Below are 12,893 nucleotides of genomic sequence, written 5' to 3' on the forward strand. Positions count from 1 at the left end.
TGCCTCCTTGGACAAATATCCGATTAAAGGGTCAAGTCGGGCACATCGATCCAGCGTCTCTCGCGCCACGATTGCAGCCCAAGATCGGATAGCTGAGTTCCTTTGGCGCCTTCCAGCAGCCCCCAAGGGAACGGGGTGTCGATCACGATATGCTTTAAGAACAGCTCCCACTGCACCTTGAAGCCGTTATCGAAGAGTTGGTTGTCCGGCACGTTCTGCCACTGCTCTTGAAAGTGATACGGATTCGGGATATCCGGATTCCAGACAGCCTTGCACGTATTGGCGCGATGCTGAGTCTTGCAGTCGCGAAGACCGGCCACCGCGCTGCCCTCCGTCCCATCGACTTGGATCGTCAGCAGATCCTCGCGATTCACTCTCACGCACCAAGACGAGTTCGCCTGCACAACGATTCCGCCTTCCAATTCGAACGTGGCGTAAGCGGCATCGTCGGCCGTGGCGGCATAGGCGAAGCCTTGTTCATCGACGCGCCGCGGAATATGCGTCATGCCCAAACAGCTTACCGCGCGTATCGCTCCGAACAGATTGTCCAGCACGTACCGCCAGTGCGCGAACATATCGACGATAATGCCGCCGCCGTCTTCCTTGCGATAGTTCCACGAAGGCCGCTGTCCGGGCTGCCAATCCCCTTCGAATACCCAATAGCCAAACTCCATTCGCACGGACAATATTTTGCCGAAGTATCCCGCGTCTACCAGTCTCTTAAGCTTTAATAGTCCGGGAAGAAACAGCTTGTCCTGCACGACGCCGTTCTTCACGCCGGCCGCCGCTGCCAATCGGGCAAGCTCAAGCGACTCCTGCAGGGTGGCTCCCGTCGGCTTCTCGCAATAGATATGCTTGCCTCTGGCAATGGCTCGCTTGACGCTGTCCGCGCGATAGTTCGTCATCTGCGAGTCGAAGTAAATCCGGTTGCTCGGATCGTCCAGGCATTCGTCCAGATTCGTGCTCCAACGCGATAGCTGGTGCGCTTCGGCCAAGGCCCTCAGCTTATGCTCCTGACGGCCGACCAAGATCGGTTCGGGCATGATCGTATCCCCGTCTGCAAGCTTCACGCCCCCCTGCTTGCGAATCGCGACAATCGATCGAATAAGATGCTGGTTCGTGCCCATTCGGCCCGTGACGCCGTTCATAATAATGCCAACCTTATGCTCTGCCATCCCAATCTCTCCTTCTCGATCAAACTCCGACTCTTCCACTTAATCGTTCGTGACTTCGACTTCCCTGCCTGCTCGCGCCCATGGGATACCGGACTCTGCCGGCAACTCTCCCTTGTCGTAGCATCGCTTCAACTGTTCGACAAGATCCTCCACATAGTTGCCCGTCTCTCCGCCCTCCATAACGGCGCCCCGCCTCACGATCGTCTCCGGGAACGGGACGATATCGGGCGATGATTGCTGCATCATGTTGATGCATATCGTTTGGGACAGCGCGGCTTCCAGGCCGCACGCGACAGGGCCCCCTCCATGAGCCGCTGCAAGGGCTGCTTGCAGCTTGGCGCTGTCGCCGTTGCGATTCGGATTGCCGTAAGCCATGGTCTCGCCGCTGTGGAACCGCGCAACGATCGCCCCGCTTCGGGCATTGTCGTCGTAGATGACATCGGCTTGCTCGAATTCATAGCGGAACAACGCTCCCAGCGTGTCGCGAACCGCATGCGAACCGTAGTACAACAATTCCACGCCATCCTCCGTATAAGCTCTCATCGCCGCCGTGTCATAGTTCTCGATGCGGTTCGCCCGGTACAGCTCCGCCTTGACGCGGACAGGGAGGGCGCTCGCGCCCTCGCCCCTGCCCAACACGAAGAACATATTGTGAATGTAGTGCGCTGCGGCATTGTTAGCCACACTGTCAAGAATCATATTCCCCCGGTCGTCTCGCAGCTTCCCGGCCCACCCCCTGGAATAATACCGCTCCGACCTGGGCCAGAGCACCAGCGTTCGGAACCGCTTCGGCTTGCCGAACAATCCGCTTGCGATATCCCGCTTCAACGCTTGCATGGCGCTGCTGTAGCTCCATTGATAACCGACCGCTACGAATTTGTGCGCCCTGTCCCGAGCTTCGATCATCCGGCGGGCATCCTCCATCCGGGCGCACAGCGGCTTCTCCAGCAGAACGTGGCTTCCATGCGACAACGCCAGGCACGTCTGCGGGCCATGATATTGGATTGGAGACGAGATGATCGCCAGATCGGCGTCTGCCGATTCGTAGAACCGATCAAGCGAATCATAGACCGGGATGCTGCGAGCGGCCAGTTCCACCAGGAACGGACTGTTCGCCGGATAAGGGTCAACCGCGCCTACCCATTCGTACGGATATTCCCCTTCGCCCTTCAACAACTCCCTCACGTAGTGCGCTCCGTAACCGCCAATCCCCGCCAACACAATTTTAACCGGCCTCAACAGGTTCATCTCCGCTCTCTAGCTCGCATGCCATTTAAGGATTTATTTTGTAAATAACCATTCCGCCTGCCGATAAGCTGTAATTCAGCGAATAAGCTCCTCCGCTAACGGTAATGGACGATGAGCTGGCCGCAGTTCCCGTATTATCGGCATATTGGCTCAAGGAATAAGCTCCGTCCGTCAAGCCGGCGGACATACTGCCGCTCACCGACGCGGCCGAGTGGTTGGCGATCACAACATAGACTTCATTGGAGCCGTCGTCTGCATGGATAATGACCGCGTGCACCTTGTCTTGGGGAGTGACGAACGTAATATTGTTATCCGCCGAATCGTGCCACTCCTTGGCCGTCGAATAGTCTTCCAGTGGGAAAAAGACGGCATTGTAGCTCATCGTATCGTCTGCGTTCATCGCGCTGTAAGGCCCCCAGGTTACTTGGCCGCTCACGGCTTTCTTCTGAATGGCCAGTTGGGTGGTGCTGCGGAATCCGCCGCTGTTGGACCGGGTTCCCGGCTCCGTGCTATCCAGCAGACCGGTGTTAAATTCCCAGTTGGCCGTCGTTTCTTTGCTTACCCAGAAGCCCAGGCGGTTGTAATTGCCATACAAGTCGTCTGTCAGCACCTCCGTATTGAACACAGCGTTCTTGATAGGACCGAAGATCAGACGGGATCTGGCGAAGTTGTCGCTGCCGGCGTTCAGCTCGGTATTCGTATCCTTCACGCTCATCGAGTTCATTCCGATAAGACGATTGTTGAAGACGATCCAGGTCTGCCGCACATTCCAGTCCCACTTGGCGGTCGTATCCGACTTCACCAACCAGTCATAGGCGGGAATAGGAATGTAGCTCACCTGCTGGGCACCGATCTTGTTATTGACATAAACCTGTTGAACCGATAGATCGGGTTGCACGAAGGCATCGCCCGTAAGGGTGTCTTGGTTCGGGAATAGATAGGCGTAATCGGACGGACGTTCGCCTGTCAAATTCCCTTCCTTGGACTCGAAGTTCACCTGGCTAAGGGCGCTGTTTGCCAGAGCGTAAGGGTTGCCGTTGTCATTGATCATCGTCGAGACAAGCGTCGGCTGATTTTTGCCGGCCGTGATCACCGCGCTGAAGTCCCCCCATCTGGCTCGCAAGCCGCTAATATCCGCATCCTTGACAACGCCTTGGTCCGTTAGTTTGACCGGCGTTACGGACGGTGTCGTCATATTGCGGCCGGCCGCAATGAAGTAAACCTGCTGCATATTCGACATTCCCTGCGGATAGATTCTCGTTAATCGTTCCTTGATCGTATTGGCCACCATCTTATTGCGGCCGTCGTTGGTAAAGTACGCAACCGTATCCGCACCTTGAGGCGTGTTCCAATTCTGCCAGTACGCCTTCAACTCCGGCGAGCTGCCAGATTCCGATACGCCGCCGGTCTCCATAACAAGCGGATAATAATCCGTCAATTCCGCGATCAAGGAAGGAATCTGCGAATCCCCGGTCAATTCGTAATATCTTCCCCACAGAGAAATCAAGTTCTGATACCACGGCGAAGGGTTCGTTCCTACAAAATAGGACAGTCCCCCGCTGCCGTTCGCAGTCAATTCATTCAAGCTTAACGGAACGACTGCCGCCGCCGCATTCAGGAATACCGCTTTATTCGGATTGCCGCTGTCCAATATCGAACCGACAGCGCCAAGAGCCAGCGCGAATGCCTGATCTTGGTTCGGATAATTGCCGAATGTCGAATTGGCATCCGGAAGGTTCTGGTACGTATCAATCTGGTACTGGGCGGCGCGTTCCATAAAGCCGACCCACTTATCCTGCTGCACCGCAGTGAGATACGGCTCCAACATCGGATACGTCTCGGCCAGCGAATCAAGCACAAACCGATCCATATTCGGGTCAAGATCCCGCTCCCGCGCCCATGATCCGGTCGTGCCAACTTCATTGTCGACGACAGCATCGAATGCCGCAATGGCTCTGCTCAGCGCAATCGAATCGCCGTAATAATCGTTCCCCGGCGTTGTGTACAAGTACGCCAATGCGAACGAATACCCTGACGTATTCAGCGGCCACAGCGGATTGGTCAAGGAATCGTACGTGAATCTGCCGGTCGAAGGATCGAATAAATCAAAGGTAAGCTTGATCGACTTCTCCGTGAAATCCTCGTAGAAGCCGCTCCAATCCTTATCGTTCTCCAATCCGCGATAGCCTGACGTGTCTGCCGCGTTTACGATAATCGATTTGTTGGAGGTGTAGGTCGTTCCGCCGATGTCCAGGGCTAATCCGGCGGTATAGGCTCCATCGGCCACCTGAACGCCGGAGTCGTTCTTGCCGTCCCAAGCGATATCGCGTTTGCCCGGCGTCTGCGCATCTGCGCTATAGATCGTCTTAACGACTTGGTCTGCGGAATCGCGAATCTCCAACGTGACAACAGCCTCATCCTGAAGAATGTAATCAAGCGTTGTTCCATCATTGGCTCCGTCTCCATTCGGCGTGAACGTATCCGGGAAGGCCTGCAGCCTCTGGACATCGAATTGATGAAGATTGCCGTAGGATGTCGTGATATTCGATGCGTCCGTCGTTGTGCCTCTCGCATACCAAGTTCCATCCTGCACATTCACAGGCAACGTATAGCTTGTCGTCAGCAGCCCGCTTACCGTCGTTGACCCGGAGGAGAAGGTCGGGTCCTGAGAATATTCAATCGTCGTGAATGCCATATTATTGGAATTTCTCCACGACAGTGTCGGCCGCCCTTCTTGAACGACGATCCCCAGGTCCAGGAATTTGGTCGATTCTGCGGCGATCTGACTTCCGGGAAGCAAGTCGGCCTGATCCCACCACACCGTGCCGGCCGCATTCCATAATTGAAGCTCGATCTTCAGTTTCTTGGCGCCTGCTGGCGGAATAAAGCTTTTCGACAAGGTGGCCCACATGGCCGAACCTCTCGCTCCAATCGCATACAGCGGATTGCCTACAGCGGCGTCGCCGGCGTCAAGGAACGATAACTTCATGCGAGCGCCATACGTGCCCGCATCCGCAATACCGGAGTCAACCGTTACCTGGCTGATTTTATAGTTCACCGCCATCGTGCCTCCTTCCATAAATTCGGAGGACAACGGGACGATCTGCGACAAGCTCGCCTGATCCGTCTGCGTAAGGTTCGTTATCTTGAATGATTTCGCCGCATGGCTATTCCGTCCGATATTATAGTAGTTTGCGGTGTCCATCGCTTTAACCGGGGTTCCGCTTGTTGCGGCGAATTGCCACTTGTCAGGGACATTGTCGGAATTGTCGTCCGTCTCGAAATCTTTGTTGTCGAGCAGGAGTATAGGCGTAAGCTTAACGGAATCCCACCAGATCGTGCCGCTGCCATTGAAGTACTGCTGCACAATCAGTCTGGTTGCTCCATACGGCACGCTTGCCACCTTATCGATCGACGTCCAATCCTGCGTGCCTTTGGAGGCTCGTACCTGGATCGTCGACAAGATCGCATTGCTGCTGTCTCTGAAGCTAAGCTCCATGAGGGCGCCCTTCGTATCGGATTGCACATTATCCGTTTTATAGACGGCGTGGATCTTGTAGCCCCAAGCGGATGTCCCCGCAGAGGAAGCTTGCAGGTTCAACGTTTGATTGACGTAACCGACACTGCTCTTGCTCGTCCCGGTCATCTTGAGAGACTTCGTCCCTTCATAGACCGTCCCGTCGTCAAACGCTGAAGCAGCCCCATTAATGGCATTGCTTGCCCAGCCATCGGCAATGCCATTGTTGTCTTGATCCTGCTCGAAGCCGGAATTGTTCAATAATCGATAGGGCGTAATGTCCGGCTGATCCCACCACACCGTACCCGAAGCGTGATTCAGGAATAAGTACACCCTGATTCTGACCGTACCGGACGGGACGAGGAACAGATTCTCCAGCTTGGTCCAGTCAACGGTTCCCGCAGCGCCCGGAATCACCACTTCATTCGCGGTGAGACTGCTGCTGCTGTCATAGAAGGCCAACTTGACCGCAGCTCCGTATGCGCTCGTCACGACGGAGTCCGTCTTGTACCAAGAGGTCAGCTTGAACAGATTGTCCGTATAGCCGGCCGGTATCCATATATCCTGATAAATATTGATGGTGTCGGAGGTTGAGGTTCCTGTCATCTTGTAAGATTGATCTCCGTCGTATCGGGTAGAGGAGTCGAATGAGGACGTGGGAGAACCCGATACATCTCTCAGCCAGCCGTATGGGAGATCGGCATTCTCGGAAGGAGTCTCGAAGCTCGAATTGACGAGCCACCCGTCCGTAAACGGCGTCAGTTGGACATCGTCCCACCAGACCGTTCCCGTTGCAAGCCAGAGAAAACATTCTACCTGAACGTAGACAACCCCTTCGGGAATGGCGAAGCCGGTTGTCAACGACGTCCAATCCGTTGTTCCCTTATTGCCGGCCACATACAAGTTCGTACCGATATTGACGTTCGAAGCATTCAGAAACAATACTCTTATTGCCGTGCCGTATTCCGACGACACCACATTGTCGGTTTTCTCGTAAGCGCTAAGCGTAAAGCGCTTGCCCTGGAAGGCGGATACGTCGAATTTCTGAGAATAGTTGCTTCGGGTCGTCGCCGCCCCGCTCGTAATCCGCGCCGATTGGGAACCGCTGTACTTCGTCGCGGTATCCAGATCGAAGGTTGCATTGGTCGTCCCGTAATTGATTCGGGTCCAATTATCCGGTACGCCATCGGCCGGAGCGGCATCCGTCTCGAAGCCGGGATTGGTTAATACGTTCACTTGATTCAGCGAGGGGCTGTCCCACCACACCGTTCCGGATGCGTACCATAATCCGGCTTCCAAGACGATTTTGACGGTTCCGTAAGGGACGGAGAATGTAGTCTGCAACTGCTCCCATCCCGCAGTTGTTCCTGTCGCCCCCGGTTTATTCAAGAGCAGCTTAACCGAGCGATTGTTCTCGTCCAGGAAGTTGACGCGCAGCGTCGTTCCGAGATTGGAGCTGGTCACGCCTGAAGTCTTCTGGTAGATAGAGAACGTGTAGCTGTTGCCCGCCAAACTCGACGCATTGTTATAGGTATAGGAGATGCTCGCGCGATCGGTTGCAGATGTTCCGGTGATCTTGACCGACTTCGCGCCGTCGTAGAACTCGGAAGTGTCCAGCGCAACGGTCGGGCTGCCGGAATAAATAAGCTTGGCATAGCCGTCCGGAATGCCGTCGGCGGGGGCGGCATCCGTCTCGAATCCCGCATTCGGCAATAAATTGGCATCGCTTGCATAACTGTGCGATGTTGAGAGCATCAACAGAGACAAGCCAAATAACGCACAGATAAAGAGAAATTTCCTGATCATTTCAATCTCCTCCTTTTATCATTTGCCGGTCATTTGCTAGTCACTTGCCGGACTCCGATCAAGCCTGACCGCCAACAATGTAGAACAGTTGAATGTCTTCCATTTTGCACGCATGCACATAATCGGTAATTTCCACGGTTACCTCATATGCGCTTACGGTAGGGAAAACGCAGATCGCTTTATGACCGATTGTTTTGCCTTCGTATACGCAGATGGGAGGCATATAGGAATTGGCTTTGATATAAATGCCGAATCCGGTGACCGCTTGTCCTTCCATCAGGTTCTCCGAGAGGATGACATGGTTGAGCAGGAAGGGCTCCGGCTTGCTGAACGAATACTGAAGCTCCGTATGGGCAAAGTCCGCTCCCCGGGCGAACGGACGGGCGAATCTTCCTCTGATCTCCCTTCCGAATTCAAGCAGCCTTGCCGTATCCTTGTCCGGCAGCAGGCCTCTTCGGTCGGGACCGATATTCAAGAGCAGGTTGGCTCCTCTTCCTACCGAATAATAATAGAGCCCCATCAATTCATCGAGGCTCTTGACGGTCTCCTCGTCGCTATCGCTATAGAACCAATTCTCCTGCCTCATTCGGAAGTCGCATTCTCCCGGAAGCCAGAGAACGCCGCCGTCATTCGCAACCTGCTCCTTCTTGTCGGTCCGGATGGAATAGGGGAGCGAGTCGACCTCGTTCCAGTTGCGAAGCGGGGCGATCCCCGCCTCGTTCCCGATCCACCGGATATCCGGGTCTCCCATGTTGAATATTCGGATTCCCGGCTGCATTCGGCGGATCTCTCCGATAATCCGTTCCCAGTCGTATTCGTGCTCCTCCGAACCGCAGCCGTCGAACCAAATAATCTCGATCGGACCGTAATTCGCAAGCAGTTCGCTCACCTGGTTGAGGAAGTACTCGTCATAATCGTCGGCACTCCATTCGGCCTTAAGCAGCGACGGCTCTGCCGGGGAATAATACAATCCCGGCTTTACCCCGTGTTGATGGCAAGCCTCGATAAATTCCCGAACGACATCTCCTTGTCCATCCTTCCAGGGAGAGTTCGCTACCGAATATCCGCTGTACCGGGTTGGCCAGAGGGCGAAGCCGTCATGGTGCTTGGCCGTCAATACCGCATAGTTGAATCCGGCTTCGCTGGCGGCTTCCATCCACTGACTGCAGCTCAATTCGCTGGGCATGAATGCTGCCGCATCCATGTCGCTGCCATCCCAGTCCTTAACCCCTTCATAGAACGTTCGAATGCCGAAGTGCAAGAAGAGCCCCTGCTCCCAATCCATAAAGGCGAGCTGCTTCTCCGTAGGCTTCGGTCTTGGCGTTGCTGCATCCATGTCACAGCCTCCATTGAATGAGTTGATCTATTCCTTGATCGCTCCAATTAATACGCCCTTCGTGAAATACCGCTGAAGGAAGGGATAAATAAACAAAATCGGAACTGTCGCAATTACGATCGTCGAATACTTGATCGATTGCGCGACGGCTGCCGCATCCAGGCTTGCCGTGTCCGTCGTCATATTATCCGTGCTGTTCTGAATCAGAATCTCCCTAAGCACCAGTTGCAGCGGGAATTTGTCGCGATCGTTCAGATAAATCAGAGCGTTCAGGAATGCGTTCCAATGCCCCACGGCGTAGAACAGAATCATCACCGCGACGACGGGCATCGACAAAGGCAATACAATGCGGAACAGCACCGTATATTCGTTGGCTCCGTCCATCTTGGCCGATTCCTCCAGACTATCGGGAAGCGAGAGGAAAAAGGTGCGCATCACGATCAGGTTGTACGCGCTGATTGCAGTCGGAATGATCACGGACCAGAGCGTATCCACCATATGAAGATTTTTGACCACCATGAAGGTCGGAATGAGCCCTCCATTGAAGAACATCGTGAACACAATCATCATGAGAATCGGCTTTGTAAACAAAACGTTTCTGCGGGACAAGCAATATGCCCCAAGCGACGTTAGCGCCACATTAATAAAGGTGCCGACAACCAAGATAAAAAGCGTATTGCGATAGCCGATCCCAATCATCGGGTTCTTGAGCACCATGCTGTATGCGTCCCAACTGAAGCCGACGGGCTTGTACAAGAAGCCGCTATGGCGAACCAACAATACGGAATCGCTCAGCGAACCGAAGATAATATATAAAATCGGGTACAGCGTGCAAAAGCACAATAAGGTCAGAATACTGACATTGGCGATATCAAAGGCCCGTTCGCCGAAGCTCTTCTTCCTGTTCATGGATAATCCCCTTACCATATGCTGGACCCGCTGGCGCGACGGCTTAACGAATTGGCGCAGACAAGCAATACAAGGTTGACAACCGAATTAAACAATCCGACTGCGGAGCTGTAATCGAAGCTGCCATCCAGAATTCCTTTGCGATACACATAGGTAGAGATGACATCCGATGTCTCGTACACGACGGGGGTATACATAAGCAGGATTTTCTCATAACCCACGTTCATGACGTTGCCGAGACGAAGAATAAGCAGAATAATAATCGTCGGCATGATGCCCGGCAACGTGATGCGCAGCATCTGGCTCCATCTGCCGGCTCCGTCGACCCTCGCGGCTTCATATAGAGTCGGATCGATTCCGGTTATCGCCGCGATATAGATAATCGAACCCCAGCCGATCTGCTGCCAGATGCCGGAACCGACATACAGCGTCCGGAACCATTCCGGACTCTGCAGATAACTTACCGTTCCCAGCCCGATCGAGCTTGTCAGTTGATTGATGATGCCGCCTCGGGCCAGGAAATCGAACATCATCCCAACCACGACAACGACGGAGATGAAGTGCGGCATATAAGTCAACGTCTGAACCAGATTGCGAAAATGTTTACGCCCTACCTCGTTAAGCAACAAAGCGAGAATGATCGGCGCCGGGAATCCAAAGACGATATCGTACAAGCTGATTAATAAGGTATTGCGCAGCGTTCGGTCAAAATAATAACCGCCGAAAAAATCGCTAAAGTGCTTAAATCCAATCCATGGACTGTTCCAAATTCCTTCCATGATGGAATATTGCTTAAAAGCGATTTGAACGCCGTAGATGGGAAGATAGTAAAATAAACCAAAATACATCACGACCGGAGCAATCATCATATAAATGTGCCTGTTCCGTCGCAGGTCCTTGCGAAGCGTTCTCACATGCTCTCCCCTTCCATCCGGTGCAGAGCCGGAAGAGAATTCGTCCTCCCCTCCCGGCTTCCGCGACAACCAAACTACGGTCTGCTGTTGTATCTGTCGAGCGCTGCTTGTTCGATGCTTATGGCATCGTCAATCCCCATGCTCTTGAGCGTCTTCACGTACTTGTCGAAGTTCTCGATGGGCTCGGAACCCATAACGAACTTGTCGAACATCTCCGCAATGTAGGTGTTCACGTCATTCATCACGGAAGCGAATCTCGCGCTCTCGTCAGCCGTTACGCTTACCGGAGGCATCATCTTCTCCGTTCCGCCCTGCATCCAGTTCTTCATCGATTCTTGCTGGATCGGAAGACCCGCGAATTGATCGAAGTACCGTTTGTCCTGAACGAATGCGCCATTGGCTGCCGGCAGCGCATATTTGGAGAGAGCTTGAGCAAACGACAGATTGTCCGGAGCCTTCGTCACGGCTTCCGTATATTGCGGATTGCCATCCACCATATTGTAGCTGACGCCCTCTATGCCGAAGTTCATCAGCAATGAACCGGCTTCTCCATACTTGTAATCCATCCACTTGACGGTCTCGATCGGATGCTTATTCGCTGCCGTAATCGAAGCGCCCAAGCCCGTGTATGGGAAGTCCCTCTGCATCAGTTGCAAGGTATCGCCTTCCTCAAGCACCGGTAACGGCGCTCCCAAGACCTTATAGCTAGGATCGATATCGGCCATCAGTTGATAGAGACGACCGATGCCGCCGCCAATCGAAGCGAAGCCTGCCCCCAACAGATTCCCGGTGATCTTGGCATCCATCGCTTTGGAGTCCGTCAACGCATAATCGGGATCGATTAACCCTTCCTTGTACCAGGTTTGCAGCGTTTGCAGGAACGACTTGAATTCCGGCTGAATCGCGCCGTACTTCACTTGGCTATTCTCCTGATAGAACCCCGTGCCGATTCCCCATGCCCCGATAAAGGCGCTCGTACGGTCGAACCAGAACTTGTTCGCATTCGGCTGTCCGAAGTTAAACGGCAATTCGTCGGCTTTGCCATTCCCGTTAGGGTCTTGTTCCTTGAACGCTTTGAGAACGGTATGCCAGTCTTCCACCGTCACCGGCATCTTCAGTCCCAGCTTGTCAAGCCAATCCTGGCGAATCCACAAACCTGCCGACGTTAGCAGCGAAGGGTCTCCCCGCAGGAACGGGAATGCGTAGATATCTCCGTCATCGTTCGTAATCATCTTCTTGTATTCGGGGTGCTCCTCAAGCAGCTTCTTGAAATTCGGAGCGTACTGATCAATCAATTCATTCAAGCGGATCGCATTGCCTTCCGCGATGGCCTTGGCCGCTCCCCCGGGGTATCCGTCCGTCCAATTGTATTCGATGATGTCCGTCGGATTGCCGGAAGCCATCATGAGGGATAGCTGCTGTGCCTCCTGCCCGGCCACAGGGTGCTTCCACTCAATGTGAATTCCCGTTCTCTTCTCCAACTCCTGATAGGCAGCGATCTCGTTATAGTCTTTGACGACAGGTGCGGCGTTCGCAGCCAACTGCGTAAAATAAGTAAGAGTGAGAGGTTCGCTCACAATCGGAAGCGCTTCCGCTTCGGTGCCGTTCGCCGGTTGCTCGGAGGCAACCGGCGAAGAAGACGAGGTTGCCTCGGACGATGCCCCGGACGATCCGCCAGGCGATGAATTCGCCGCTTCGTTCTTATCGCTGCATCCTGACAATACCGCGACGAACGCCAATACTGCGATCATTAGAACAGTCAGCTTGCGCAGCTTGCTGCTTGTAACGTGTTTGTTGTTCAACCTTTGTAACCCTCCTCGATTTTCTGTTCGATCTTTCTGTTCGATCTTTCTGTTCTATCCTTCTGTTCTATCGGCCGACACATCGATTGTAAGCGACCCGTTCGCGGAAAATATACGATACATCCTTGCGAATGGCTATATCGTTTCGTGATTTATGCCCCTCTTTGTTTTGCTATTCGCTATACA

General features: G+C 53.9%; 7 protein-coding genes. All 7 read right to left on the reverse strand.

Going from position 1 to position 12,893, the window contains the following annotated elements; translation table 11 throughout:
* Positions 1-23 precede the first annotated feature (23 nt).
* Positions 24-1,175, reverse strand: coding sequence for a Gfo/Idh/MocA family protein (locus tag E6C55_RS18250; protein ID WP_136371250.1), 1,152 nt, complete (start codon positions 1,173-1,175; stop codon positions 24-26).
* 39 nt (positions 1,176-1,214) lie between these two features.
* Positions 1,215-2,423, reverse strand: a complete 1,209-nt coding sequence (locus E6C55_RS18255) for a Gfo/Idh/MocA family protein (protein WP_136371251.1) — start codon at positions 2,421-2,423, stop codon at positions 1,215-1,217.
* 25 nt (positions 2,424-2,448) lie between these two features.
* Positions 2,449-7,746, reverse strand: a complete 5,298-nt coding sequence (locus E6C55_RS18260) for a FlgD immunoglobulin-like domain containing protein (RefSeq protein WP_136371252.1) — start codon at positions 7,744-7,746, stop codon at positions 2,449-2,451.
* 58 nt (positions 7,747-7,804) lie between these two features.
* Entirely contained in the window at positions 7,805-9,082 is a 1,278-nt protein-coding gene (locus E6C55_RS18265; RefSeq protein ID WP_136371253.1) for an alpha-L-fucosidase, read from the reverse strand.
* 27 nt (positions 9,083-9,109) lie between these two features.
* A complete protein-coding gene (locus tag E6C55_RS18270; RefSeq protein ID WP_136371254.1) occupies positions 9,110-9,991 on the reverse strand; it encodes a carbohydrate ABC transporter permease in 882 nt (293 codons plus the stop codon).
* A gap of 11 nt (positions 9,992-10,002) precedes the next feature.
* Positions 10,003-10,860 carry an ABC transporter permease gene (locus E6C55_RS18275; protein WP_136371291.1) on the reverse strand — a complete coding sequence of 286 codons (858 nt, stop codon included), beginning with the start codon at positions 10,858-10,860 and terminating at the stop codon, positions 10,003-10,005.
* Between the two features lie 119 nt (positions 10,861-10,979).
* Positions 10,980-12,707 (reverse strand): type 2 periplasmic-binding domain-containing protein, encoded by a 1,728-nt coding sequence (locus E6C55_RS18280; RefSeq protein WP_330999635.1) that lies wholly within the window; start codon positions 12,705-12,707, stop codon positions 10,980-10,982.
* Positions 12,708-12,893 lie beyond the last annotated feature (186 nt).

The sequence above is a fragment of the Cohnella fermenti genome, from assembly GCF_004801405.1.
GTDB lineage: Bacteria > Bacillota > Bacilli > Paenibacillales > Paenibacillaceae > Cohnella > Cohnella fermenti.

Coding starts and splice junctions, on each gene's coding strand:
- E6C55_RS18250 (WP_136371250.1), bottom strand. CDS start 1,175: ATGGCAGAGCATAAGGTTGGCATTATTATGAACGGCGTCACGGGCCGA.
- E6C55_RS18255 (WP_136371251.1), bottom strand. CDS start 2,423: ATGAACCTGTTGAGGCCGGTTAAAATTGTGTTGGCGGGGATTGGCGGT.
- E6C55_RS18260 (WP_136371252.1), bottom strand. CDS start 7,746: ATGATCAGGAAATTTCTCTTTATCTGTGCGTTATTTGGCTTGTCTCTG.
- E6C55_RS18265 (WP_136371253.1), bottom strand. CDS start 9,082: ATGGATGCAGCAACGCCAAGACCGAAGCCTACGGAGAAGCAGCTCGCC.
- E6C55_RS18270 (WP_136371254.1), bottom strand. CDS start 9,991: ATGAACAGGAAGAAGAGCTTCGGCGAACGGGCCTTTGATATCGCCAAT.
- E6C55_RS18275 (WP_136371291.1), bottom strand. CDS start 10,860: ATGATGATTGCTCCGGTCGTGATGTATTTTGGTTTATTTTACTATCTT.